This is a genomic window from Streptomyces sp. KL109B, assembly GCF_030766935.1.
GTDB lineage: Bacteria > Actinomycetota > Actinomycetes > Streptomycetales > Streptomycetaceae > Streptomyces.
The window spans coordinates 320,111-345,414 of sequence record NZ_JASERL010000005.1 but is presented as its reverse complement, the minus strand read 5'-3'; the positions used below and the strand labels follow the sequence as shown (position 1 = coordinate 345,414).

General features: G+C 69.6%; 20 protein-coding genes. 8 read left to right on the top strand and 12 right to left on the bottom strand.

Annotation, left to right across the window (positions count from 1 at the left end):
- Window positions 1-3: 3 nt before the first annotated feature.
- Entirely contained in the window at window positions 4-2,922 is a 2,919-nt protein-coding gene (locus RBJ65_RS19580) for an FAD-binding and (Fe-S)-binding domain-containing protein (RefSeq protein ID WP_306317487.1), read from the bottom strand.
- Window positions 2,923-2,935: 13 nt separating this feature from the next.
- A complete protein-coding gene (locus RBJ65_RS19575) occupies window positions 2,936-3,379 on the bottom strand; it encodes a MarR family winged helix-turn-helix transcriptional regulator (protein WP_306317486.1) in 444 nt (147 codons plus the stop codon).
- Between the two features lie 144 nt (window positions 3,380-3,523).
- On the opposite strand from RBJ65_RS19575, the gene RBJ65_RS19570 reads away from it, so the two are divergent.
- Window positions 3,524-5,338 carry an ABC transporter ATP-binding protein gene (locus tag RBJ65_RS19570; protein WP_306317485.1) on the top strand — a complete coding sequence of 605 codons (1,815 nt, stop codon included), beginning with the start codon at window positions 3,524-3,526 and terminating at the stop codon, window positions 5,336-5,338.
- A gap of 115 nt (window positions 5,339-5,453) precedes the next feature.
- Window positions 5,454-6,317, top strand: coding sequence for an endolytic transglycosylase MltG (gene mltG, locus RBJ65_RS19565; protein WP_306317484.1), 864 nt, complete (start codon window positions 5,454-5,456; stop codon window positions 6,315-6,317).
- Between the two features lie 106 nt (window positions 6,318-6,423).
- On the opposite strand, the gene RBJ65_RS19560 is transcribed toward mltG, so the two are convergent.
- The 6 genes from RBJ65_RS19560 to RBJ65_RS42125 all read right to left on the bottom strand — a co-directional run bounded on the left by RBJ65_RS19560 (window position 6,424) and on the right by RBJ65_RS42125 (window position 11,754).
- Entirely contained in the window at window positions 6,424-7,479 is a 1,056-nt protein-coding gene (locus RBJ65_RS19560; protein WP_306317635.1) for an NAD(P)-binding domain-containing protein, read from the bottom strand.
- A gap of 170 nt (window positions 7,480-7,649) precedes the next feature.
- Window positions 7,650-8,819: an LLM class flavin-dependent oxidoreductase gene (locus RBJ65_RS19555; RefSeq protein ID WP_306317483.1), complete on the bottom strand. Its 1,170-nt coding sequence runs from the start codon at window positions 8,817-8,819 to the stop codon at window positions 7,650-7,652.
- Window positions 8,820-8,823: 4 nt separating this feature from the next.
- Entirely contained in the window at window positions 8,824-9,873 is a 1,050-nt protein-coding gene (locus tag RBJ65_RS19550) for an ABC transporter substrate-binding protein (RefSeq protein WP_306317482.1), read from the bottom strand.
- 59 nt (window positions 9,874-9,932) lie between these two features.
- The gene (locus RBJ65_RS19545) at window positions 9,933-10,694 is read right to left on the bottom strand and encodes an ABC transporter ATP-binding protein (RefSeq protein WP_306317481.1); all 762 of its coding nucleotides are present in this window, start codon (window positions 10,692-10,694) and stop codon (window positions 9,933-9,935) included.
- Window positions 10,667-11,548, bottom strand: coding sequence for an ABC transporter permease (locus RBJ65_RS19540; protein ID WP_306317480.1), 882 nt, complete (start codon window positions 11,546-11,548; stop codon window positions 10,667-10,669). Before RBJ65_RS19540 ends, RBJ65_RS19545 begins: the two co-directional genes overlap by 28 nt.
- Before the next feature lie 137 nt (window positions 11,549-11,685).
- Window positions 11,686-11,754 carry a putative leader peptide gene (locus RBJ65_RS42125; RefSeq protein WP_372341211.1) on the bottom strand — a complete coding sequence of 23 codons (69 nt, stop codon included), beginning with the start codon at window positions 11,752-11,754 and terminating at the stop codon, window positions 11,686-11,688.
- A gap of 138 nt (window positions 11,755-11,892) precedes the next feature.
- Here RBJ65_RS42125 and RBJ65_RS19535 point away from each other — a divergent pair, with 138 nt between their 5' ends.
- Both RBJ65_RS19535 and RBJ65_RS19530 read left to right on the top strand, forming a co-directional pair.
- Window positions 11,893-12,318, top strand: a complete 426-nt coding sequence (locus tag RBJ65_RS19535) for a YjbQ family protein (protein ID WP_306317479.1) — start codon at window positions 11,893-11,895, stop codon at window positions 12,316-12,318.
- Between the two features lie 1,012 nt (window positions 12,319-13,330).
- Window positions 13,331-14,011: a hypothetical protein gene (locus tag RBJ65_RS19530; protein ID WP_306317478.1), complete on the top strand. Its 681-nt coding sequence runs from the start codon at window positions 13,331-13,333 to the stop codon at window positions 14,009-14,011.
- A 1,192-nt stretch (window positions 14,012-15,203) separates the two neighbouring features.
- On the opposite strand, the gene RBJ65_RS19525 is transcribed toward RBJ65_RS19530, so the two are convergent.
- A complete protein-coding gene (locus RBJ65_RS19525) occupies window positions 15,204-16,295 on the bottom strand; it encodes an FAD-dependent oxidoreductase (protein WP_306317477.1) in 1,092 nt (363 codons plus the stop codon).
- Between the two features lie 79 nt (window positions 16,296-16,374).
- Window positions 16,375-17,403, bottom strand: a complete 1,029-nt coding sequence (locus RBJ65_RS19520; protein ID WP_306317476.1) for an alcohol dehydrogenase catalytic domain-containing protein — start codon at window positions 17,401-17,403, stop codon at window positions 16,375-16,377.
- A 127-nt stretch (window positions 17,404-17,530) separates the two neighbouring features.
- Here RBJ65_RS19520 and RBJ65_RS19515 point away from each other — a divergent pair, with 127 nt between their 5' ends.
- A complete protein-coding gene (locus tag RBJ65_RS19515; protein WP_306317634.1) occupies window positions 17,531-18,421 on the top strand; it encodes a LysR family transcriptional regulator in 891 nt (296 codons plus the stop codon).
- 18 nt (window positions 18,422-18,439) lie between these two features.
- On the opposite strand, the gene RBJ65_RS19510 is transcribed toward RBJ65_RS19515, so the two are convergent.
- Window positions 18,440-20,236, bottom strand: coding sequence for a hypothetical protein (locus RBJ65_RS19510; protein ID WP_306317475.1), 1,797 nt, complete (start codon window positions 20,234-20,236; stop codon window positions 18,440-18,442).
- Between the two features lie 154 nt (window positions 20,237-20,390).
- On the opposite strand from RBJ65_RS19510, the gene RBJ65_RS19505 reads away from it, so the two are divergent.
- Window positions 20,391-21,782: an MFS transporter gene (locus RBJ65_RS19505; RefSeq protein WP_306317473.1), complete on the top strand. Its 1,392-nt coding sequence runs from the start codon at window positions 20,391-20,393 to the stop codon at window positions 21,780-21,782.
- Between the two features lie 71 nt (window positions 21,783-21,853).
- Here RBJ65_RS19505 and RBJ65_RS19500 read toward each other — a convergent pair whose 3' ends face one another.
- On the bottom strand, window positions 21,854-22,621 hold the full coding sequence (locus RBJ65_RS19500) for an IclR family transcriptional regulator (protein ID WP_306317472.1): 768 nt from the start codon (window positions 22,619-22,621) through the stop codon (window positions 21,854-21,856).
- Between the two features lie 96 nt (window positions 22,622-22,717).
- Here RBJ65_RS19500 and RBJ65_RS19495 point away from each other — a divergent pair, with 96 nt between their 5' ends.
- On the top strand, window positions 22,718-23,929 hold the full coding sequence (locus tag RBJ65_RS19495; protein WP_306317471.1) for a mandelate racemase/muconate lactonizing enzyme family protein: 1,212 nt from the start codon (window positions 22,718-22,720) through the stop codon (window positions 23,927-23,929).
- Between the two features lie 34 nt (window positions 23,930-23,963).
- The gene (locus RBJ65_RS19490) at window positions 23,964-25,301 is read left to right on the top strand and encodes an MFS transporter (protein WP_306317470.1); all 1,338 of its coding nucleotides are present in this window, start codon (window positions 23,964-23,966) and stop codon (window positions 25,299-25,301) included.
- Window positions 25,302-25,304: the final 3 nt, after the last annotated feature.

The following is a 25,304-nucleotide window of genomic DNA, read 5'->3' as shown; positions in this document are numbered from 1 at the left end:
GCCCTAGCGGCGCGTCGCCCGCTCCAGCTCCACAAGCACGGAGTAGTACGAGCGGCCCGTCGCGTGGTCCATGCCGACCTCGCACATCCGGTTCGCCGACAGATGGGCGTCGTACGCGCGCGAGGTGACCTCCGCCGCCTCCTTGGCGGTCGCCGACTCGGTCAACTCCTTGTGGAGCATGCCGCGGTCGCCCGCGAAGCCGCAGCAGCCCGCGTCGTCCGGCAGCACCACCTCGTCGGCGCAGGCCTCGGCCAGGGCTTTCAACTGGGCGACGTCCCCGAGGTGTTCCATGGAGCACGTCGGATGCAGCACGGCGGAGCCGGTCGTGCGCTCGACGGTGAGGTGCGGCAGCAGCTCCTCGGCGGCCCACACGAGGGAGTCCACGATGGTCAGCTCGGCGTGCAACTCCCGGTTGTCGTCGGTGAGATACGGGACGACCTCGTGCGCGATGCCCAGCGTGCACGAAGAGGCGTCCACCACCAGCGGGAGCCTGCCGCCCGCGGTCCAGGCCCAGGCGGCTTCGACGATCCGGTTCGCCATGACCGTGTTGCCCTCGTCGTAGCCCTTGGAGTGCCAGATCGTGGCGCAGCAGGTGCCCGCCACATCGTCCGGGATCCACACCGGCTTCCCCGCGCGCGCGGAGACCGCGACAACGGCCTGAGGCAGCGATACGTCGCCGGGGGTGCCGAAAATGCGGTTCACGCACGCCGGGTAGTAGACGGCCGTGGCGCCCACGCGCGCGGTGCGCGGTAGTTTCCTGGCCGCCGCGGCAGGTACCTCGGGCAGCCACTCCGGCACCAGGTCCGGCCGGATCGCCTTGCGCGCGGCGCCCGTTACCGCCGAGACGAGCCGGTCGCCGATCTTGTCGGCCGCCGCCACGGCGAGCCGGGCCGAGGCCTCGACCGCCTTGAAGTTCTTCGCGACGAGCGCCGCCGTCCGCTCCTCGCGCGGCGAGTGCCTGGCGTGCCGGAAGCCCTTCATGAAGGCGCCGGTGTCGATGCCGACCGGGCAGGCCAGCTTGCACGTCGAGTCGCCGGCGCAGGTGTCCACGGCGTCGTACCCGTAGGAGTCGATCAGCTCCGTCTCGACCGGGGAGCCGGCGGGCTGGCGCATCATCTCGCGGCGCAGCACGATCCGCTGGCGCGGTGTGGTCGTCAAGTCCTCGCTGGGGCAGGTGGGTTCGCAGAAGCCGCACTCGATGCACGGGTCGGCGATCAGCTCCACCTTGGGGATCGTCTTGAGGCCCCGGAGGTGGGCCTGCGGGTCGCGGTCGAGGACGATGCGCGGGGCGAGCACCCCGTCCGGATCGATGACCTGCTTCGTGCGCCACATCAACTCCGTGGCCTTCTCGCCCCATTCGAGCTCCAGGAACGGGGCGATGTTGCGGCCCGTCGCGTGCTCCGCCTTGAGCGAGCCGTCGAACCGCTCGACCGTGAGGCGGCAGAACTCGTCCATGAAGGCCGCGTACCGCTCCACGTCCTCGGGCTTTCCCGCGTCGAACGCCAGCAGGAAGTGCAGATTGCCGTGCGCCGCGTGGCCCGCCACGGCGGCGTCGAAGCCGTGCCGCGTCTGCAGTTCGAGCAGTTCCTCGCAGGCCTCCGCGAGCCGCGAGGGCGGCACCGCGAAGTCCTCCGTGATGAGCGTCGTACCGGAGGGGCGCGAGCCGCCGACCGCCGTGACGAACGCCTTGCGGGCCTTCCAGTAGCCCGCGATCGTCTTGGCGTCCCGCGTGAACTCGTTCGTCACCGAGGCGACGGGCGCGACGAGTTCGAGACCCTCCAGGGCCTTCGCCGCGGCCTCCTCGTAGGCGGCCTGCGCGGACTCGTCCGGGGCGCGGAACTCCACGAGCAGCGCCGTCGTCTCCTTGGGCAGCTCCGCCCAGTCCTTCGGCACCCCCTGCACGCTGACCGAGGCGCGCAGCGTGTTGCCGTCCATCAGCTCGACGGCCAGCGCCCCCGCCTCGTTGAACACGGGCACCGCCGCGGCGGCCGCGGGCAGGGACGGGAAGAAGAGCAGCGCCGTGGACACCTTGCGGTCCAACGGCAGGGTGTCGAAGACGACTTCGGAGATGAACCCGAAGGTGCCCTCCGAGCCCACCATCAGCCCGCGCAGGATCCGCACAGGCGTCTCGCCGTCCAGGAAGGCGTCCAGGCGGTACCCGTTCGTGTTCTTGATCTCGTACTTGGCGCGGATCCTGCGGACGAGCTCGGCGTCCGCCTCGATCTCCCGCTTGATCGCCAACAGGCCCTCGCAGAGCGCCGGTTCGGCGTGCGCCAGGTCTTCGTCGGCGTGCGGGTCGGCGGTGTCGACCACCGTGCCCGACGGCAGGACGAAGGTGAGCGAGGAGACCGTCCGGTACGAGTTCCGGGTCGTGCCGGCCGTCATCCCCGACGCGTTGTTCGCCACCACTCCGCCCACCGTGCAGGCGATCGCGCTCGCCGGGTCGGGGCCGAGCACGCGCCCGTGCCGCGCGAGCGTGGCGTTCGCCCGCACGATCGTGGTGCCGGGGCCGATGCGGGCGCGCGAGCCGTCGCCGAGCGGCTCGATGCCCGCCCAGAACTTCCGGACGTCGACCAGGATGTCCTCGCCCTGCGCCTGCCCGTTCAACGACGTGCCCGCCGCGCGGAAGACGACCTCGCGGCCCTTGCCGTGCGCGTACGAGAGCACGGCCGACACGTCGTCGATGTCCTCGGCGACCACCACGACCTGCGGCACGAAGCGGTACGGGCTCGCGTCCGACGCGTAGCGCACCAGGTCCGAGACCTTGGTGAGCACCTTGTCCGCGCCGAGCAGCCGCGTCAGGTCGGAGCGCAGCGGCTCGGGCGTGCCGCCGGCCTGCCGGTCCGGGACCCGGTCGGGCGCCGGTCCCGACGAGCGGGCTCCGGGACGCAGGGCTTCCGGCTTCGGCTCCAGCAGCGGCATGGCCTCTCCTAGCTCAGCAATCGCGGTCGCGCGGGGACTCGAACATCGCGTTCAGCAGCGTCGTCAGCTGGGCGCGCTGCTCCTTGTCCAACGGTGCCAGGATCTCCTCTGCGGCCGCGCGGCGCGCGCTGCGCAGCTCCCGCAGGGCGCCCCGCCCCTTGTCGGTCAGCTCGATGCGGATGACCCGGCGGTTCGTGGGATCGGGCACGCGGCGCACCAGATCGGCCGACTCCAGGCCGTCCACCGTCGTCGTCACGGCGCGCGGCACCACCTCCAGACGCTCGGCCAGATCGGCCATGCGCGGCGGCGTGTCGTAGTGCACGAGCGTGCGCAGCAGGCGGGACTGCGCGGGCGTGATCCCGACCGGCTCCAGCTGGCGGCGCTGTATCCGCTGCAGGCGGCGGGTGAGCCGCAGCAGCTGCTCGGCGAGGAAGCCGTCGGCGTCCGGTGTCTTCATGCCGGGAACATTATCAGGACCCCGTGCATTGTGAATAGAGGTAACAATGCACTATGCTCCTCAAAGTCGAGTCTCAGAACTGTCCAGAAGTGCTCAGAACTGCCTAGAAGCATTGAGAAGTGTCGAGAAGTACCTAGGAGGCCCATGCGCCGCGACGAAATCCCCTGGACGCCGCCCCCCGATGCCCACGCACCGGACCAGCCGCGGCAGATCCGCCGAATCCTGTCCCTCTTCCGCCCCTACCGCGGCCGACTCGCCCTCGTCGGGCTGCTCGTCTGCGCCGCCTCGCTGGTCACGGTCGCGAGCCCGTTCCTGCTCAAGGAGATCCTCGACGTAGCGATCCCGCAGGGCCGCACCGGGCTGCTCAGCCTGCTCGCCCTCGGCATGATCGCCAGCGCGGTCGTCACGAGCGTCTTCGGCGTCCTGCAGACCCTGATCTCGACGACCGTCGGCCAGCGCGTCATGCACGACCTGCGCACCGCCGTCTACGGACGGCTGCAGAGCATGTCCCTCGCCTTCTTCACCAAGACCCGCACGGGCGAGGTGCAGTCCCGCATCGCCAACGACATCGGCGGCATGCAGGCGACCGTGACGTCCACCGCGACGTCCCTCGTGTCGAACCTGACGAGCGTCGTCGCCACCGTCGTCGCGATGATCGCCCTCGACTGGCGCCTGACGATCGTCTCCCTGCTGCTCCTGCCGGTCTTCGTCTGGATCAGCCGCCGCGTCGGCCGCGAGCGCAAGAAGATCGCCACGCAGCGCCAGAAGCAGATGGCCGCGATGGCGGCGACGGTCACCGAGTCGCTCTCCGTCAGCGGCATCCTGCTCGGCCGCACGATGGGCCGCGCCGACTCCCTCACCAAGTCCTTCGCCGACGAGTCGGACGAACTGGTCGACCTGGAGGTCAGGTCGAACATGGCGGGCCGTTGGCGGATGGCCGTCATCAGCATCGTCATGGCCGCCATGCCCGCGGTCATCTACTGGGCGGCCGGCGTCGCTCTCCAACTCGGCGGCCCGACCGTCTCCATCGGCACGCTCGTCGCCTTCGTCTCGCTCCAGCAGGGCCTGTTCCGGCCGACCGTCAGCCTGCTGCAGACGGGCGTCCAGATCCAGACCTCGCTCGCCCTGTTCCAGCGCATCTTCGAGTACCTGGACCTGCCGGTCGACATCACCGAGCGGGAGGACGCGGTCCGCCTCGACACCGTGAAGGGCGAAGTCCGCTTCGAGGACGTCGAGTTCCGCTACGACACCGACGACGAGCGGCACGAAGCCGTCCTCGACGGCATCGACCTCACGATCCCCGCGGGCGGCAGCCTCGCCGTCGTCGGCCCCACCGGCTCCGGCAAGTCCACGCTCAGCTATCTGGTGCCGCGGCTCTACGACGTCACGGGCGGACGCGTCACCCTCGACGGGGTCGACGTGCGCGACCTGGACTTCGACACCCTCGCGCGCGCGATCGGCGTGGTCTCGCAGGAGACCTACCTCTTCCACGCCTCCGTCGCCGAGAACCTGCGGTTCGCCAAGCCCGAAGCCACCGACGACGAGCTGCACGCGGCGGCCCGCGCCGCCCAGATCCACGAGCACATAGCCGCCCTGCCCGATGGCTACGACACCGTGGTCGGCGAGCGCGGCCACCGCTTCTCCGGAGGCGAGAAGCAGCGCCTGGCCATCGCCCGCACGATCCTGCGCGACCCGCCGGTGCTCATCCTCGACGAGGCGACCAGCGCGCTCGACACCCGCACCGAGCACGCGGTGCAGGAAGCGATCGACGCGCTCTCGGCCAACCGCACCACGCTCACCATCGCGCACCGCCTCTCCACGGTCCGCGGCGCCGACCAGATCGTCGTCCTCGACTCCGGCCGCATAGCCGAGCGCGGCACGCACGAGGAACTGCTCGGCCGAAAGGGCCGATACGCGGCGCTCGTCCGACGGGACGCGCGCGTGGAGGTCGCGGCGTGACAGACACACCTCCAGGGCACCGACCCGTGAGAACGACGGGGGAAGAGACGGTGAGGGAGTCAAGGAGGGCGGAGATATGTCAGGAACGGCCTGAGGCACGGGTTACCGTTCCCGCATGCAGACCGAGACTCCGCGACGGAGCACGATGCGCATCACCCGCCGAGGCCGCATCGCCATGACGGTGACCGGGGCCCTCGTGGCGGCCACCGCCGTCGCGGTGCCACTGGCCCTCGCGGGGGAGGACGAGGCGGACCGGGTTTTGACCGTTCCGGAGGGCTGGCGTTCGGGCCAGGTCTACGCGGCCGTCGACAAGGCACTGCACGTACCGGCCGGCACCACGAAGAAGGCCGCGCCCAAGGCGCACCTCAAGCTTCCGGGCGACGCGGGCGGCAACGCCGAGGGCTACCTCTTCCCGGCCACGTATCCCTTGAACGACAAGTCGACTCCGCAGTCGGTCCTGGCGTACATGGTCGAGACGGCCAACAAGAGGTTCGGCAGCAGCGGGAGCGGGAGCGGGAGCGGGAGTGGGAGCGGGGGCGCCGCGGGCGCCGAGCGAGACGCCGTCAATCCGTACCAGCGGGTCATCATCGCGAGCATCGTGCAGGCCGAGGCGGACAACAAGGAGGACATGGGCAAGGTCGCCCGCGTCATATACAACCGGCTCGACCACGACATGCCGCTGCAGATGGACTCCACCATCAACTACGCGCTCGGCCGCTCCACGCTGGACACCACCCACGACGACACGAAGATCAACAACCCGTACAACACCTACGCGCGCAAGGGGCTGCCGCCCACGCCCATCGGCAACCCGGGGGACGAGGCGATGCGGGCCGCGACCAACCCGGCGAAGGGCGACTGGCTGTACTTCGTGACGGTCAAGCACGGGGACACGCGCTTCACGGCGGACCTGTCCGAGCAGGAGAAGAACGTGGCGGAGTTCAACAAGAACCAGGCGAAGGCCGGCGAAGACGGCTGACCGAGCCCCTCCGGGGGCGGCGGGGTTCGGTCAGCCGGCCCGCTCCACACACCCGAGCTCACACACCCGAGCTCACGCACTCCGCCTTACGTAGCCGGGCCCCGCCTCACACCGTGACCGGCGCCGGGCGTCGGCCAAGGAGCCGCTGGATGTCACGCACCGCCGCCCGCCCCGCGCGGTTCGCGCCGATGGTGCTGGCCGAGGGGCCGTAGCCGACCAGGTGGACGCGCGGGTCGAGGGCCGCGCGCGTGCCCTCCATGCGGATCCCGCCGCCCGGCTCCCGCAGCTTCAGCGGCGCCAGGTGCTCGATGGAGGCACGGAACCCGGTGGCCCAGAGGATCACGTCGGCCGCCACCTCGTGCCCGTCGTCCCAGGCCACGCCGGTCGGCGTGATCCGGTCGAACATGGGGTGCCGGTCGAGGACGCCGTTCGCGCGGGCCTCGCGGATCGCGTCGTTCACGGGAAGCCCGGTCACCGACACCACGCTCAGCGGCGCGAGCCCCGCACGCACCCGGTCCTCGACCAGCGCCACGGCCGCCCGCCCCTGCTCCTCGCCGAACGGCCCGTCCCGGAAGACGGGCTCCCGCCGCGTCACCCACGTCGTCGCGGCGGCATACGGCGCTATCTCCATCAGATGCTGCGTCCCGGACGCCCCGCCGCCCACCACCACGACCCGCTGAGCCTCGAACTCCTCGGGCCCCGCGTACTGCGCGGTGTGCAACTGCCGCCCGCGGAACGTCTCCTGACCCGGATAGCGCGGCCAGAACGGCCGGTCCCAGGTGCCGGTGGCGTTGATCAGCGCGCGCGTCGACCACACCCCGTCCGAGGTCTCGACGAGCAGCCGGCCCCCGACCCCCTCGCGTACGGCCCGCACATCGACCGGGCGCCGTACGCGCAGATCGAAGGTCTCCTCGTACGAGGTGAAGTATTCGGCGATGACCTCCGACGACGGTCGCGCGGGGTCGGCGCCGGTCAGCTCCATGCCGGGCAGCGCGTGCATGCCGTGGACCTTGCCGTACGTGAGCGAGGGCCACCGGAACTGCCAGGCGCCGCCCGGCCGGGGCGCGTGGTCGAGGACGACGAAGTCCCGCTCCGGAGCGAGGCCCACGCGGCGCAGGTGGTAGGCCGCGGACAGGCCGGCCTGTCCGCCGCCGATGACCACGACGTCGACGTCGACCGGGCGCGGGTCAGTGGCGGAGGTGTCGTCTCGTACCGCGGTGTCGTCTCGTACCCCGATGTCGTTCACATTTCTACTAACTCCACCGGGGCCCGAGATCTTCCCACCCAGCCGCCCCGCACCGGACCGCACCGGACCGGACCGGACCGGACCGCTCAGCGCCCGCCCGCGACCGCCAGCGGCACACCGGACCGGCGAGCGGCAGGCGCGACGAGACCGCGCGCGGCCAGCTCGGGGATCACGCCCTCCCCGAACCAGTACGCCTCCTCCAGATGCGGATATCCGGAGAGCACGAAGTGCTCGATGCCGAGCGCGTGGTACTCCTCGACGCGGTCGGCGACATCGCCGTGGCTGCCGACGAGCGCCGTGCCCGCGCCACCGCGCACCAGACCCACACCCGCCCACAGATTGGGCGAGATCTCCAGGCTCTCCCGGTCGCCGCCGTGCAGCGCGAGCATCCGCTGCTGCCCGACCGACTCGCTGCGCCCGAGCGCGGCCTGCGCGGCGGCGACCGTCTCGGGGGAGAGGTCGTCGAGCAGCCGGTCGGCGGTCGCCCACGCGTCGCGCGCCGAGTCGCGCGAGATGGTGTGCAGCCGGATCCCGAACCGCACCGTGCGCCCCTCGCGCTCGGCGAGACCGCGAATCCAGTCGATCTTCTCCTTCACTTGCTGCGGCGGTTCGCCCCACGTCAGATACACGTCCGAGTGCCGCGCCGCGACGGGTCCAGCCGCGGCCGATGAGCCACCGAAGAAGATCTCGGGCACCGGTTCCGGCGGCAGCGCCGTGTACCCGCCGTCCACCTGATAGTGCTCCCCGGCGAAGTCGAACGGCGCCTGCGAGCTGCCGCCCCATACCCCACGCACCACCGAAAGGAACTCGTCGGTGCGCGCGTAACGGCGGTCGTGGTCGAGGTGATCGCCGAAGCGGCGCTGCTCGGCCGAGTCGCCACCGGTGACGACGTTGAGCAACAGCCGCCCGTTCGTGAGGCGTTGATACGTCGACGCCATCTGCGCGGCGAGCGTCGGTGAGATGACACCCGGCCGGAACGCCACGAGGAACTTGAGGCGTTCGGTGTGCTGGGCGAGGGCGACGGTCGTCAGCCACGCGTCCTCGCACCAGGTCCCGGTCGGCGTGAGCACCGCCTCGAACCCCAACTGCTCGGCGGCCTTGGCGATTTGCACGAGATAGTCGAGGTCGGGCGGACGCACCCCCGCGATCGGGCCGCCGGCTCGGCGCTCGAGCGCCCCGCCGCTGAAGGCGTGCCGGTCGACGAGGGTGCGACCGTCGCCGCCGGTCGGCAGGAACCAGTGCAGATGAACGTTCATGGTGTCAGGACTCCTTGCCGTAGGTGCGCGGGGTGGTGGTGGAGGGCGGCAGCTGCCCGTTGAAGCGGGTGTCGACGAACTTCGAGAAGTCGACCTTGCGCGGAATCAGCTTCAACTCCGTGAAGGCGTCGGCGATTTGCTGCTCGGACGCGATCACGTTCTTGTCGACGGCGACCGTGACACGTGTGCCGTTCGTCCGCCTCACGGCGTCGTACGCCGCCTCGTACGGCAGCCCGGTGTCCTTGGCCCACACCTTCGCCCAGGCCCGCGGATGCTTGTAGACCCAGTTCTGGGCGCGCCGCAGCCGCTCCAGATAGTCCTTGACGGCCGCCGACTTCTTCTTGTCGTCAAGCGCGCCGGGGGCGGCGACCTGGAAGGCGAGCCCGTTGGTGACTCCGTCGCCGTCGGTGAGCACGCGGCCGAGCTTCCCGCGCAGCGCCTGCGAGGTGTACGGATCCCAGACGGCCCAGGCGTCCACCTTGTGCGCGGTGAACGCGGCCAGCCCATCGGCCGGTTGCAGATACTTGACCTTTACGTCCTTCAGCCCGAGCCCCACCTTCTTGAGGGAGGCGACGAGCTGATAGTGCGCCGACGACCCCTGCGCGACGGCGACCGACTTCCCCTTCAGCCCCGCCGGACTCTTCAGCTTCGAGTCCTTCGGCACCAGGATGGTGTCACCCTTCGCCGTCCCATGGCTCGCGGACACCACCTTGATCTTCGAGTCGGCGCCGGCGGCGGAGACGGGTGGTGTGTTGCCGACGCCGCCGATGTCCACGGCCTTGGCGTTGATGGCTTCGAGGAGTGGTGGCCCGGAGGTGAAGGTGGACCAGCGGATTTTGTAGTCCAGGTTGTCCAGCTCACCGGCGGCCCGCAGCACCGCCTCCGAACCACCCTTCTGGTCACCTACGTTGAGGGTGAGCGACCCCTTTCCGTCGGTGTGACCGCCACCGCTGCCCGTGGACGTACTGGCGGTGGAGGCTCCGGAGCAGGCGGAGAGAAGGAGGGAGAGGGGAGCGAGGAGGGCGGCGGTGGCGAGAGGGGTCCGGCGTCGCATGACAAGTCCGTTCGCATTCAAGGGAATTGAGGAAGTACGGGAGGTGGCGGTGTGGTGCCTCATTCGGGGTCGTGCTCCACACCCAGCCGCCCCAGCAGCTCCGCACGCAGTTCGGCGAAGCGGGGATCGGCGATGTCGCGCGGCCGGTCGAGCTCGACCGGTGTCTCGTACGCGATGACACCCTCGTCCATGACGAGCACCCGGTCGGCGAGCAGCACCGCCTCCTCGACGTCATGTGTCACCAACAGCACGGCGCAGCCGCGCCGTTGCCACAGTTCGCCGACGAGGTGCTGGGCCTTGATCCGGGTCAGCGCGTCGAGCGCGCCGAAGGGCTCGTCGAGCAACAGCAGATCGGGTTCGCGCACCAACGCGCGGGCGAGCGAGGCGCGTTGGGCCTCGCCACCGGAGAGTGTCTTGGGCCACGCGTCCGTACGATGCCCGAGCCCGACCTCGTCCAACGCCCGCTCGGCGACGTCCCGTTCGGGCTTGCCCGGCAGCCCGAGCAGCACATTACGCCACACCCGCTTCCACGGCATGAGCCGCGGCGCCTGGAATGCGACGGCCTTGCGGCGCGGCACGAGTACGGTGCCGTCGATGTCGCGGTCGAGCCCGGCGAGGATGCGCAGCAACGTGGACTTCCCGCACCCACTGCGCCCGAGCAGGGCGACGAACTCCCCTGGCCGGATGTCGAGTTGCAGATCGTCGATGACGGCCCGCCCGTCGAAGGCCCGACTGAGCCCTTCGACGCGCACGGCGGAACCGGCCTGCGTGGGGGACCCGGACGATTCGGTGGTCACCGGCCGGTGAACGTCGGTCGCCATTGCAGCAACAGCCTTTCGAGAGAACGGACGACGAAGTCGGCGAGCAGGCCGAGGAACGCGTAGACGACGAGGCAGACGACGATGACGTCGGTACGCAGGAAGTCCCGCGCCTGCACCATCAGGAACCCGATGCCGGCATCCGCGTTGATCTGCTCGGCGAACACGAGCGCCAGCCAGGCGATGCCGAGCGAGTACCGCAGCCCGGTCATGGCCCCGGGCAGCGCCCCCGGCAGCACGACATGCCGTACGAGCCCCCACCGGCTGAGCCCCAACGACTCGCCCGCCTCGATGAGTTGGGAGTCGACGCCGCGAATCCCGGCGTACACATTCAGATACAGCGGGAAGGACACCCCGAGCGTGATGACGGCGACCTTCGGCGCCTCGCCGATCCCGAACCAGATGATGAACAGCGGAATCAGCCCGACGAATGGCACGGTCCGCAGCATCTGCACACTCGCGTCGACGAGATCCTCACCGACCCGGAACAGCCCGGACAACAACGCGAGACCGACACCCACCACGACACCGCACAACAACCCGACGGCGACACGCTGCAACGACACACCCATGGCGGCGGGCAACGACCCGTCCGACACGAGATCGGCGCCGACCCGCGCGATGGTGCCCGGCGACGCCAGCACCTCCGGCGTCAACACCCCCACGGACGTGAGGAGTTGCCACAGCGCGAGCAGCAGCAACGGTCCACTGGTACGCCGCAGCCAACGCGGCACGCGACTGCGTCGGGCGGACGAGGGAACGAGCGGAACGAGCTCGGGCGGGTCGGGGGGTTGGGGAGAGTTGGTCGAGCCCTGTTTTCCGGCAGGCGAAACGGGCGGAGCATGACTGATGCTCATGGCACTCCATGGCAGGCGAGGGCACGCCTCGGCGTCAGCGGGCGCGCGTCAACGGCGCGCCGACACGGACGAACGCCGAAGCGGCAACGGAGAAGAAGGTGAAGGTGAAGCCGAAGAAAAGCGGGAGGGAGAGGGCGTCAGCAGCCGAAACGACACGCGGCAGAGGCCACCCGCAGCAGGTCGATGTGACCGCGCGTGGTGAGCATGGCTGAACGCAACATGCGGCAGAACGTATCCACTTGTCGACCCGCGGTCAACATCGTCTCAGCGCCTGGACGGCACTCCCGGCATCCGGCCCGCCCCGCCGCGAGCCACCCCGCACCGAGAGAGGGGACAATGCCCCCATGTCAGACGTCTTCACAACCCGAGTCCTGGACATCACCACCGGCTCCACCGAACGCATCGCCGACCTCACCCGCGACTGCGAGTCCTTCCTGCGCGAGGTCGCCCACGGCCGCGACGGCCTCCTCAACCTCTTCGTCCCGCACGCCACCGCGGGCATCGCCATCATCGAAACCGGCGCCGGCAGCGACGACGACCTCCTCGCCGCCCTCCACACCCTCCTCCCCGCCGACAACCGCTGGCAGCACCGCCACGGCTCCCCGGGCCACGGCCGCGACCACGTCCTCCCGGCACTCGTGCCACCGCATGCGACGTTGCCGGTGGTCGGGGGCGGGTTGGAGCTGGGGACGTGGCAGTCGGTGTGCTTGGTGGATACGAATGTGGATAACAACAACCGTCACGTCCGGTTGAGTTTCTTCGGCGGGTGAGCCGAACTGGCTGCACGGTAGTCGGGAAGTACGGCCGCACCAACTGGACGATCGAGCCGCGTGCCCGAACCTGCCGTCCAAGCCTGCACCAGCCCAGTTCGGTGGTTTCAAAAGAGCACCTTCAAGACCATGGACATGAACATCATGAGGGCCATGGTCCAGGCCCCAGCACGGTCCGCGAGGTCGCCGACAACTGGAAAGCCGTGCACAACGAGCTCACGGAGGCCAAGGAGCGGTTCCTGTCGAGGCCATGGAGAAACGAAATCGTTCCCGCCTTCCGGCGAGAGGCTGCCCAAGGCGCTGTAGAGGCTTGGCAAGGAGCCGCCGACAGTGCCACCGGCTCCGCGAAGTTGATAGGAAGTCTCACCGCGAACGGCGCGAATGTCGCCGCCAACACCATGTCCTCCCTGGAGGCCGAGGGTGTGCTGCCACAGCAGGGTTCGGGCCACAACACGGCCGAGGTCGGGAAGGCAGGCGCCGCCGCGCACGGTTGGGCCGAGTTGTTTGGAGCTGTCTAGGTGATCACTGGTAGCGCACGAGAAGGACAGGCATCGAACGCGACAACGCGTGACCACAGCACCAACAACGGCGCCAGGTATCCGATCTGGTCAGACGGGTCAAGGCGCTTCCTGTGGAAATTCGAGGGCAGGCCAGCACCATGCTGCAGATCTACGCGAAACTCGCGAGTCAAATGTTGACTCATGGGGTCGTGGGATGCGCTCTCGGTTTTCACCCTAACGAACACGACGAGTTGGTCCCGTCCGTACTCACAGTCTCTCAGGTGAACGCGAGCGGGCCGGTAGGCACGGAAGCTCTGGTCTCGCTGGCAGCAACGCGCAATGCGGACGGCCGGGCGCTCCTTCGGCCCGTGCTGTTGGCCTGCGGAGCTAGATTTCTTCCCGAGGCCGAGGGCGAGCAAGGACCAGGGTTCCAACTATTCAGACAACGCCGATAGCAAGCCCAGTCCGTTCGGCTAGGACCTGACCTTGATATCCCACAATCGGAGTTCCATGTGAGTAATGAGATCCACAGCTCTACGAGCGCACAGGAAGCGCCCGACGTCCGACAGGTGCTCTCCTCCAACTACCGGTCGCTGGCATTCTTCGCAGTACGCCGACTACTCCTTTGTGCACTGCTCATCGGGGGGCCAGTCGTAGCGATCAACGTGCTCGGCGTGCCGAACACTTTTTGGACGGTCATCCCTATCGTTCCGGGCATGTTCCTGGCAATCTACGCTGTCTTCCGGCTGAGTTTCGGCGTCCGGCTCCTTGCTGCCCAACGGGTATTGCAGCACTTCCCGTTGACATATTGCCCGCAGGTCATGCGGAAGGGTGGGCGCTCGGTCGCTTACGGCCGTGTCTTCACCCTGAAGGCTTCGGCTGGGACGGAGGACGACGCGCCGCTGATGCTCGCCTTGAACGCGTCCGGCACCACCAAGTGGTCGGGCGACTTCGAGCAGGGGGCATGGGTGGCCGGCGATCCCCTCTTCGGTGGCGTGCTCGTCTCCCCGAAGAGCCACACATTGATGTTCATGAAGCCGGTGCACTGGGACCAGCTCGCATCAAGGCGTGCAGAGTTGAGTGCGGATCGCCACGAGTTGGCCATGAGGGCAGGGCTCGACAACAACAAGTGGCGTCAGCCTCCTGCCCGATTCGGCGTCTGGACCAGGCGCGATGCCGCCGAGAGCGAGTGAGGGGACAACAGGAGAATTGACCACTCTCGTCGTCATCGTGATGCTGTAGCGACGGCAGAGCCCGACGGCACGGAAGCGAATCGGTGCACGCGCGGGCGTGCGGGTCGCATGTCCGTACCGCCGGGCGGTCTTGGTGGCGCCGGTTCGGCTGTCAGTCACGACAGCTGTAGTTCCGATCATGGCTGGTCGTGTCGGTGGTGTCGTTGCTGGAGCCGGAGGAGTTCGGGGCAGGTCAGCGGCACGAGCTCGGGCTGTTCGCTGGAGGCCGCGTGGACGGCGGACGCGGTGAGCGCGAGGAACGCCAGCGGCGATCAGAGAGAACAGGGGCCAGCGCATCCACGAGTTCCAACAAGTGACCTGTCCCTGGTCAAGTCCGCTGCAGCCCTTGGCGAGTTGGAAGGTCTCCTCGATCCGCCACCTGCGGCAGATCACTTCCGCCAGTGTGCCGGGCGAGACGTCGCCCGGTGCGAAGCAGCGGAAGAAGGAGACCTCGCCGGTGTGCCGCGCGACCAACACGCTCGTTCCGGCTCCGGCTCCGGCTCCGGGTGCGTCCTTGTGCGTGTCGTCGGGGCGGACGTCGATCCAGGCCCAACCGTACTTGCCGGTCCTCTTCGCGCCGTGCCCGGTCCGTCGGCGTATCCACTGCTCGGGCCGCACCTTGTTGATGAGCTTGCGGGCCTCCCACCGGCGACCGGCGCCGTCGGTGACCTGGTATGTAGCGGCGGTGCCGACCGTGTAGCCGAGCCCCAGGGCTCTGACGCCCCGGCGCAGTTCACGGCCGCAGTACACCTCGTCGCCGGCGAACCAGCTTGCCCGGCATCCGAGAGCGAGCGCACCGGTCACCATGGACAGCGCCTGCTGCGGCTACGTCGCGAAGACGACGTCGTCGGGCACCCCGGCCACCTCGCGGCGTTCCCTCGGCGCGCTGGGGCGGAATCTGGGTAGCCTGGGGCTGTCCTAACGGAGTTTCGCGGACACCAACAAGGACAGTCCGCGCCGGCAGGTGCGGCTCAGCTTCCTGGGGTGACTCGGACTGGAGCAGGATCGTCCCAGGGGGCGTCGACTCTCCTTACGCTGCGTGCGATTGGAGAGGCGATGTCGGCCGGGCCGGCGACTGGGAGGTCTCCGGGGCAACGGCGATCCGCGAAGTCGCACGTCGCACCCTGACTGATCCGGTCAACGTCACACCGGATCAGTGGCTCGGAGACGTTGACGAGCCCAACGCTGCCAAGACGGCGCGGGCCGCTCGTTCGCCCGCTGTGAGCGCGCCCTCGATGTGACCGGCAGACATGGTGGCTGTTTCGGTCGACGCCCAGTGCAGGCGGCCGCCGAGTGAGGGGCGCTGGTAGACGGAGTGCCCGAAGAGGGAGCGGTCGGTGAGGTGGTGCACGGTCGACGGGGCCGTCCAATGCTCGGCACTCCAGTTGCGTACGTGCAGCGCTCGCGGGTGGGCCGCCGCAGGGCCGAAGAGCTGCGCCAGTTGGGCGGTGACCGCCTCCTCGAAGCCGTGAAGGGTGGCTGTGCGGCCGTGGGCGAAGCCGAACAGGACCGCAGGGTGGGCGTCGGGGCCGGAGACATCGTGCACTTCGCGCAGCGGGCCCGTCCGGCTGAACGCGGCACCGGCCAGCCCGGCTTCGCGCCAGAACGGGCCGGCGTACTCGGCGACGACCTTCGCTGTTGTCCCCATCCATACCGGGGTGGCCCGGGCCAGGCGCTCCAGGTCGTCGTCGAGCGCGCCGCCGAGGTCGATGCGCTCCGTGGCGAGGGCCGGGGGGACCGCCAGGACGACGTGTCGTGCCCGCAGAGTGGTGGTCAGGGTGTGCACAAGGAGGGCGGTGGTCGCGGCGGTCGTGATGGCCGTGGCCGGGGTGCCGAGTCGGATCGTCCCGGCGGGCAGCTGGGCGGCAAGGGAGTCGGCGAGCTGCTGCGCGCCCGGGACGAAGCGGTACGAGGGGACGTCGAGCAGATTGCCGGGCAGCCGGCGTACCCCGCTGGTCTCCTGGAGCATGGTGTCACCGGCCAGGTGTTGGTCGATGAGAGCCACTTCGCCCTGCCGCGCGAGCGTCCGCACCCGTTCCTCGCCGTCCCAGAACCAGCTCGCGCCCAGGTCCAGCGCGCGGGACGGGTCGGCAGCCGAAGGCACCGAAAGGAGCCGGCCGCCGACGCGGTCGCGGGCCTCCAGGCAGACGACGCCGAGGCCCGCTTCGTGCAGGGCCGTGGCCGCGACAAGGCCGGAGACGCCGGCGCCTATCACCACCACGTCGTGCTCGGTGGGCTGGAGCAAGATGGTTCCCTTCTGGGCCTGGCGGCGCTGTTGGTTCAACTGTGCCCGGACGTATGGTTCAACTGTGCCCGGACGTAGCTCAGTTGGATTCGGTGGTGTCCAAGGCGATGCGGAACGGCGCGTTGCCGGAGCGTAGGCGCTGGACGGCGTCGTTCGCGTGGTCGAGCGGCATGCGCTCGACCACGGGACGTACGCCGGTGGTGAGGGCGAACGCCATCGCCTCCTCGATGTCCGAGGGGCCACCGGTCAGATGGCCGGTGAGCGTGATGCCGTCCTTGACGAGGCGGGCCGCAGGCACGGTCACGGAGCCCCCGTCGACGCCGATGAGTGTGAGCCGCCCGTGCGTGGTCAGGCCGTCGATCAGCTCGTCCGCCGGGCCGGTGCCGGAGGCGGTGAAGAGGATGTGGTCGGCGCCGCCCAAGGATTTGAGGGCCGCGCCGGGCGACTGCGTGGCGCTGTCGATGTAGTGGTGTGCGCCCAGGGAGCGGGCGGCGTCCTCTCGCTCGCCGCCCCGTGCGATCGCCACGGTCTCGAAGCCGAGCGCGGCGGCGAACTGGACGGCCAGGTGGCCGAGGCCGCCGATGCCGAAGACCGCGACGCGGCCACCCGCGCGCGTGCCCGCCTTCCGTACGGCGTTGAACGTGGTCACGCCGGCGCAGCCGAAGGGAGCCGCTTCGAAGAAGTCCAGGCCGTCCGGGATCCGGGCGAGGGCGTCCGCGGGCACCGTGATGCTCTGCGCCCAGCCGCCCGGATACGACAGGCCGGGGGTCCGCCGCTCCGGGCAGTGCACGACGTCGCCGGTGCGGCAGGCGGCGCAGTGTCCGCAGCTGCCGCCGAACCAGCCGACGGCGACCCGGTCGCCTGCCGAGAAGCCCGCGACACCCGCGCCCGCTTCGGCGACGACCCCCGCGACCTCGTGGCCCGGGGTGACAGGGAAGACGGTGTCCTTGCCGGTGGCGGCCGCGGTGCCGAGGTCGGCGCCGCACACCCCGCTCGCCACGACCGAGACACGTACCTGTCCGGGCAGCGGAGGTGTCACCGTTCCACGGAGGGCGTGCAGTGGCCCCCGGGGCTCGGTCACGGCCATGGTCACGGCGGTGTCCGCCATCGTGCCTCTCCCTCTGAGTATGGCCTCATGTGTATAGCATCTGGTTATGTTGGAACAGGCTCACCGTAGGTGTGACGTGCCTGTACCCGGTAGGGCGGCACAGTGAATGAGGGGATAAACGGTGGCTATGACCGACCGGCTGAACACCGAAGGCTTGCGGTACGCGCAGGCGGTCGCCGAGACGAAGTCGTTCAGCGCGGCGGCGCGTGCGTACGGTGTCACGCAGCCCGCGCTGTCCAACGGGATCGCCAAGCTGGAGGAGCGCCTCGGCGAGAGGCTCTTCGACCGGTCGCCGCGCGGTGTGACCCCGACCGCGTTCGGGTCCCGCATCCTGCCGCTGATCGAGCGCGCCGTGTCCGCGCTCGACGCCGTCGCGGCCGAGGCGAGGCGGCTGACCGAGCCCGGCGAACAGAAGATCCGTCTGGGCCTCTCGCCGCTGGTCAGCCAGTCCCTGGTCGGCCGGGTCTTCAGCATGGTCCGCGAGCTGCCGCAGCCCCGCGACCTCGTACTCCGCGAGGCCAATATGCAAGACCTGCGCGAGGACCTGGCGGCCGGCCGACTCGACCTCATCCTGATCCCGGCCGTCGCCGCGATGCCCCGCTTCGAGCACCGGGTCGTCGACGTGGAGCGGATCGTCGTCGTCACCCCCGACCTGGAAGAAGGCGGCGGCAGCGGGCCCATTGAGTTCGCGGAGGCCGGCAAGGAACAGTTCATCCTCGTCCCCGACGCCTGCGGCTTGACCACCTTCACCACCCAGCTGTTCCAGGCACACGAAATGCCCCTGCGGGCGTATCCGGGCGAGGCCGCCAGTTACCAGGTCCTTGAGGAGTGGACGAAACTGGGCCTGGGCTCGGCGCTGTTCCCGCGCTCCAAACTGTCCTCGCCCGACGTCCCGCACCGGCCGCTGCTCGACGAGGGCCGCGAGGTGGAGATCTCCTTCGAAGCGGTGTGGAACGCGGACTCGCCGCTGGCCGCGGACCTCCTCCGCCTCGCCGACAGCCTGGCGGCGTCCCGCTAGACAGGCCCCGACCATCCGCTATCCGGCGGCCGTCGTGCCGCCGCAGCAGCTGGGCGCTTCCTCGTCGAACGCGCTGAGCCGGCAGAAGCAGGAGGCGCCGATCTCGATGTCGGCCGCGCCCACCGCGATGTCGCGCTGTACGGCGAGCTGCCGCGCCTCGTCGTGCCGCCCGAGCTGGGTGAGGCACTCGTGATAACCGTGCAGCGCCCATACGTTGCCCGGGTGGGCCCGCCAGCGGGTGAGGCTCTGGTCCATGCGCAGGTCGGCCCGGTACGCCGCGGCGGCCTCCTCGACGTGTCCCTGCTCCAGGAGGAGCGCGCCGTAGGGGTGTCGGGCGGGCAGCAGCCAGGCCGGCGGGTCGGTGTACGGGAGGGAGTCCTCGACCTCGATCGCGCGGCGCAGTGCGGCGAAGGCGGTGTCGAAGTCGCCCTTGCGGTACTGGAGTTCACCTTCCAGCATCGCCGTGGCGACTTCGAGGACCTCGACCTCCTTCGCGGGCAGGGAGCTGAACCGGGTCTCGGGGACGGCCGCCCGCGCCGCCTCGAAGGCGTCCCTGGCGGCCTCCGCCTCGGTGATCCGGCCGAGCGCGGACAGGGCGATGGCCCGCGAGTAGTGGGTCATCGCGGTGGTGCTCGCGAACAGCTCCTGGTCCTCGGGGAGTTCGAGATCCAGGATCTCCTCCCAGCGGCCGAAGCGGATGAGTACGTGGGGGAGCGTGGTGCGGTAGCTCTCCGCCAGGTCGGCCATCGGCGGGCTGGTCACCTCGAGGATCTCGGGTGTGACGATCTCGTTGAGCCGGTGGGCCGCCCACAGGGCGTCCCGGGACCGTCCCGCCATCATCGCGCCGTAGGCCAGGAAGCGGATGTTGTGCGCGCGGTAGGAGAAGTACCGGCCGACGGGCCGTTCGCGCGCGAAGTACGTGTCGTCGACGGTGGCCGCGTGCCGGTTGGAGGCGATGGTGTTGCGGTAGTCGCCGCAGGCCGCGTCGATGTGCGTGGACATGTGCGCCATGTGTGAGCCGTCCGGGACCGCGTTCCGCAGCGCGTCGGCGGCCGGCAGGGCGAGTTCGGGCCACGGAGACATGTCCATCAGGTGGATGTACATGTGGTTCAGCGCGGGATGCCGCCGGGCCTCGGGGTGGGCCAGCACACCTTCCAGTACCTCGCGGGCCTCGACGACGTGCTCGCCCGACGGCTCTCCGCTGTCGCACCACAGAGCGCGCGGGCTCACACACAGCAGCGCCTCGCTGAACAGCGCCGTCAGGTCCAGGTCGTCTGGGTGTTCCTGGTGGGCGGTGCGCAGGGCGTCGGCGTAGGCGCGGTCGAGGAGGGTGGGTTCGGGGATGTCCTCGCCGTCCGCGGGGCCGGGGAAGCGGTGGGCGAGTGCTTCGATGAGCGCCCGCTCCACCGGGGTGGCGTTCGCGGCGAGCGACTGAGCCCGCTCCAGGGCCTCGCGCGCGTACTTGAGGGTGGCCGCCCGGTCCCGGTCGTCGAACAGCCGCCAGGGCTTGTTGTAGTTGGGGCCCGCCGCATAGGCCATGCCCCAGTGGGCCATCGCGCACTCCGGGTCGTGCTCGGCAGCCACCTCGAAGCAGCCGACGGCCTCGTCGTGGTTGAAGCTGTACGCCCACAACAGGCCCCGGTCGAACCAGAGTTGCGCCTCCGTGGACCGGGTGGTCACCGGGTAGCCGTGCTCGCCGAGGTCGTAGGGGTAGTCGGACACCAGGTGCTCTCCCAACGCGTGCGGTTCGTGGACGGCACGACCGTAGATCTTGCCGTTGAGGCGCCGGTAGAGGCCGATCGGTGATGTGGCCATAGGCGACGGCTATACGGCCATTCAACCTGGTCGTCTACTGCGTGGGCGCGTGACACACCTACCGTGACGATCTCCCGCGCCGGCCCGCCGCGCATCGGCCGCGCCAGCCGGATCGTACGTCAACCACCCGCATTGGCAGAGGAGTTGCTGACGCATGTCCGTCCCGCAGCAGAAGGAAGCGACAGGTGCCGAAGAAGCCCCGGACGCCGCAGCCTCGGACCCCGCAGCCTCGGACGCCGCAGCGTCGCAGGCCGCGCCCTGGGAGGCCGAAGCGCACGTGGTCGCCGTCCAGAAGCGGACGGTCCGGCTGCTGTCGGCCGCGCAGATCGTCGGCGGCGTGGGGGTCGGGGTGGCCTCCTCGCTCGGCTCGCTGCTGGCCGAGGACGTGGCACAGAGCGAGACCTACGCCGGACTCGCCCGCACGGCCATCACCGCGGGCGCCGCCGTGGTCGGCGTACCGCTCGCCTTCCTCGCCCAACGCCGGGGCCGCCGCGCCGCGTTGAGCGCGGGATGGCTCGCCGCGGCGATCGGCGGCTTCATCCTGGTCGGCGCCGCGGTGCTCGGGTCCATACCCCTGCTCGCCTTCGGGATGCTGCTGTTCGGGATCGGCAGTGCGACGAACCAGCAGAGCCGGTACGCCGCCGCCGACCTGGCCCCGCCCCACCGCAGGGCGCGGGCGCTGTCCGTCGTGGTGTGGTCGACGACGATCGGTTCGGTGATCGGACCGAACCTCGCCGACCCCGGCGCCGCAGTCGCCACGGCCCTCCAACTGCCCCCGCTGACCGGGGCGTTCCTCCTGTCGGCCGGATGCATGACGGTGGCCTCGGTACTGCTGTGGGGTTGGCTGCGCCCGGACCCGCTGCTGCTCTCCCGGCAGCGGACCGAGTCAGAGACGGAGAAGTCGGCGACCGGAACAGGGGCACCGGCCGCGTCGGAATCGATCGTCGGCACACTGCGCCTGGTCCGCGCCCACCTGCGCCGCACACCACGTGCGGCCTTCGCCCTCCTCGCGATCGTCGTCGCCAACACTGTGATGGTGGCGGTGATGACGATGACGCCGGTCAGCATGGCGGGGCACGGAGCGACGCTCACGGTCGTCGGAATCACCATCAGCGGCCACCTGTTGGGGATGTACGCGTTCTCGCCCGTCGTCGGGTGGCTCGCCGACCGGTTCGGCCACCTGTCGGTCACCCTCGCCGGGCAGGCGGTCTTCGTGGCCTCCGCGCTGCTGTCGGGCTTCAGCCGCGGCTCGACCGCCATGGTGATGGCGGGTCTTTTCCTGCTCGGCCTCGGCTGGTCGTTCAGCCTGGTGGCGGGCTCCGCGATGCTCAGTGACGCGACGCCCGCGGCGCTGCGGCCGGGGGTGCAGGGCATCGCCGACACGGCGATGAACGTCGTCGCCGCGGTGGGCGCCTGCCTGTCCGGGCCGCTCATGGGCAGCACCGGGTTCGGCGGCCTCAACGCGTTCGCGGGGATCCTCGTGCTGCCCGTCGTCGTCTTCAGCTTCTTCCTCGCCCGCGGCCGCACCCGTACGACTGCGTACTGAGCGATGAGCGATGAGCGATGAGGGATGCGTGATGAGGGATGCGTGATGACTCGGGGAACCGGGCCGGGCGCTCAGATCAACGTGTCGGCGAGCAGCCGGGCCTGCTTGCGCAGCTCCTCGGCGAGCTCGTGGGCCCGCTCGTCGGAGTACCTCTCGACCGGCATGGCCAGCGCGAGCGCGGCGACCAGGCGCCTGGCCCGGTCGACGACGGGCACCGCCACTCCCGCGACGGCCTCGTTGAACTCGCCGTGATTGACCGCGTATCCGCGTTTGCGGATCACATCGATCTCGGCTTCCAGCGCCTCCCAGGTGGTGAGCGTCGCCGCCGTCACATGGGGGAGGCCGCGGGGGAACAGGTCGTGGAGATCGCTGTTGGACAGCGCGGCGAGGAGCGCCTTGCCGCCGGCGCTGGCATGGGTGGCCACCAGCAGCCCGGTGTCCGCGGCCACGCGTACGGCGCTGGACCCCTCCGCGCTGTCGATGATCCGCGCGTTGGGTCCTTCCAGGATGAACAGGTGGGTCGTCTCGCCGGTGGTGGCGGCGAGCCCGTCCAGGTACGCGCGGGCCTTGCGGCGCACGTCCAGATCACCGACCGCCGCGATCCCGATGGCGATGAGCGTGCGCCCCGCCCGGTACTTGCGCTGCACGCGGTCCCGTTGGACGAAGCCCTCGGCCTCGAGTGTGGCCAGGAGCCGGTACACCGTCGACGTGCCCAGACCCAGCTCTTCCCCAACTGCCGCGGCAGTAAGGCTCGGTTGGTGCTGCAGCAGCCGCACGATGCGCAGGGCGTTCTGGACCGACTGGAGTTTTCCCACGGAGTGGGAAGCCGTTTCCCGCATAGAAGGATCCTAGAGCGGTTGGATGTCACTCGGTGGAAGTTTCCCTAGCGTGCTCGGTCGTCGGATCACACACATCCCCGAGCGAAGGGTCCCCTCGTGAAGATCACAAGCATTGATGTCATGTCGCTGAAGGTGCGGACGGGCGGACCGCTGTGGAGCCCCGTCGTCTGCCGGGTCAACACCGACGCCGGCATCTACGGCTACGGAGAGGCGGCCATGGCCTACGCCATCGGCTCGTCCGGCGCGTTCGGCATGGTCAAGGACTTCGCCGGACTGGCCGTCGGCATGGACCCGTTGGCGAACGAGGTGGTCTGGGACAAGCTCTACAAGGAGACGATGTGGGCGCAGAACGGTGGCCTCGTCGCCTTCGCGGCGATCAGCGCCATCGACATGGCGCTGTGGGACATCAAGGGCAAGTTCTTCGACGTCCCGGTCCACCAACTCCTGGGCGGCAAGCGGCGCGAGCGGCTGCGCAGCTACGCCAGTCAGCTCCAGTACGGCTGGGGCGACGAGGTCGGCCGCTCCCTCACCCCACGTGACTACACCGAGGCGTGCGAGAAGGCGCTCGCCGAGGGCTACGACGCCGTGAAGATCGACTACTTGACCTTCGACGGCGACGGGAACCGCTTCGTGCCGGAGCAGGCCACACGGCTGCTGCCCTCGGCCACGCTCGACCTCGTCGAGGAGCGGATCGCCGCCACCCGCGAGGCCGTGGGCTCGGGAGACATCATCATCGAGGCGCACTCCCTCACCGACGCCGCCTCCGCGATACAGATAGGAAAGCGCGCTGAGCAGTACGGCATCTTCTACTACGAGGAGCCGACCACGCCCCACCCCAAGCTGCACCAGAAGGTCGCGGACGCCCTCGACATCCCCCTCGCCAGCGGCGAACGCATCTACGGCAGGTGGGACTTCGCCCCCTACCTGGAGGCGGGCACCCTCGGTGTCATCCAGCCCGACCTCGGCACCTGCGGCGGCCTGACCGAGGCCAAGAAGATCTGCGACATGGCGGCCACGTACGACATCGGCATGCAGGCGCACGTGTGCGGCACACCGCTGTCGACCGCCGCCGCCCTGCACATGGAGGCGGTGCTGCCGAACTTCGTCATCCACGAGCACCACGTCTTCAACCGCATGGCCTGGAACAAGGACCTCTGCGTCCACGACCACCAGCCCGTCGACGGATACATCGAGGTGCCCGACCTGCCCGGCCTCGGCAATGAACTCTCCGCGTACGCCCTGGAGAACGCCTACGTCGAGACGGTGTCCGAGCGACGTGAGAGGTACGCGCGCCCCTCGTCCAAGTGACCGGTCACCCGTTCCCGACTCAAAGGAGAGTTGTATGGAACTCCAGCGCACAGCGATGACGAAGGTGCTGCGGCGCATCGTCCCGTTCCTGATGGCCCTCTACTTCGTCAACATCCTGGACCGGGTGAACCTCGGCTACGTCGCCCTGGACATGCGCGAGGAACTGTCCATCTCCGCCGCGGCCTACGGCTCGCTGGCCGCCGCCTTCTTCGTCGGCTACTTCTTCTTCGAGGTCCCCAGCAACGTCCTGCTGGAGAAGTTCGGCGCCAACAAGGTGATCTCGCGGATCATGGTGACGTGGGGCGCCGTCACCGTCGCCACCTTCTTCGTCACCGCGTACTGGCAGATCTACGTCCTGCGCTTTCTGCTGGGCGTGATGGAGGCCGGCTTCTTCCCCGGCATCATCTTCTACCTGTCCCAGTGGGTGCCCTCGAAGTACCGGGCCAAAGCGGTCACGCTGTTCTTCGTGGGCAGCCAACTGGGCACCGCGTCCGCCGGGCCGATCTCCACCTGGGTCATGGACCATGTGTCCTGGCTCGGCCACTCCGGCTGGCGCTGGGTGTTCATGCTGGAGGGTGTGCCCGCCCTTGTCCTCGGCATCGTGGCCTACTTCTACCTGACGAACCAGCCGCGGCACGCCACGTGGCTTTCGCGGCCGGAGAAGGACTGGCTCACGGCGGAACTCGCCGCCGAGCGCGAGGTCAACAAGCCGGAGAACAACGGCGTGAAGCAGGCGTTCCGCAGCCTGCGCGTCTGGCACCTGGCCGGGATCTACCTGCTGTTCCAGGCGGGCACCCAGGGAATGGCCTATTGGGCCCCGACCGTGGTGAAAGGGATGTCCGACGCCTTCAGCAACGCGACGGTGGGCACCATCCTCATGGTTCCGCCCCTGCTCTCCATCGGCGTCATGCTGATCCTGAGCCGTCACTCCGACAACGCGGGTGAGCGCAAGTACCACGCGCTTCTCCCCATCGGCCTGGCCGTCTCCGGAATCGTCATCGCCTCCGTGGGCGACAGCACCGCCGTGCGGATCGCCGGAATCATCGTCTACGGCAGCTCGTATCCCTCGTTCCTCGGCATCTTCTGGACGCTCCCCTCGATCTACCTGACCGGCGTCCAGGCCGCCGTCGGCCTCGCCATCATCAACTCCAGTTCCAGCGCGTCCACTTTCGCCTCCAACACCGTGCTCGGATTCCTGAGCGAGGCTTACGGGAACGCGGGCGTCCTGGCCCTCATCGGTGGCTGTATGAGTGGTGCGGCGCTGCTGCTGCTGATGTTCAAGGCATCGGACAGATCGCTTGCGGCCGGGACGCGTCAAGGCGTAACACCCGGGGTGGAAGCGTCCGACAGGGCTCTCGAAGGGAACAGGTGAAGG